The organism is Streptococcus penaeicida, from assembly GCF_002887775.1.
Lineage (GTDB): Bacteria > Bacillota > Bacilli > Lactobacillales > Streptococcaceae > Streptococcus > Streptococcus penaeicida.
In genome coordinates this window covers 1-510 of the sequence record NZ_LOCM01000044.1, presented here as the reverse complement: position 1 = coordinate 510, position 510 = coordinate 1, and the positions used below count along the sequence as shown (strand labels likewise).

At 37.8% G+C, this 510-nt stretch carries 1 tRNA gene; it reads right to left on the bottom strand.

Features of this window, described 5'->3' with window-relative positions:
- Positions 1-276 precede the first annotated feature (276 nt).
- A tRNA-Ala gene (locus AT575_RS10110) sits at positions 277-348 on the bottom strand.
- Positions 349-510 lie beyond the last annotated feature (162 nt).

The following is a 510-nucleotide window of genomic DNA, read 5'->3' as shown; positions in this document are numbered from 1 at the left end:
TTTTCAATGGACTATTATGATATTAAGAACCGGTACGACTTGTCGTAAAACTTGCGTAAAATAAGGAACAAACCAGTGATGTGTCCTTAGACAGAGATGGTTTTGACTTATTTCTAGTAAGTTTAGGTTCGTATTCAAATATCATTTATCTAGTTGAACACGAGATTAATTTCTTAGGAAAATAGATAATCTTCCTTGTGTGCAAGCACACGGTGTCAGATTCCTAATTTTCTACAGAAATTCGGCTAGCCGAACATCTCTTTGTATCCTAGATAATGGACCTAGCGGGATCGAACCGCTGACCTCCTGCGTGCAAAGCAGGCGCTCTCCCAGCTGAGCTAAGGCCCCGACTAATAAACTGGTTGTTTCATTATTAGTGGTGGTACTATTCTATTACGTGAAGCTTAATTGTATTCGAACTAAAATCATTAGTGAAAAAGATAAATCTCCTTGTGTGCAAGCACACATCGTCAATTTCCTATTTTCATACAGATTTCTTAACGTTCTCAT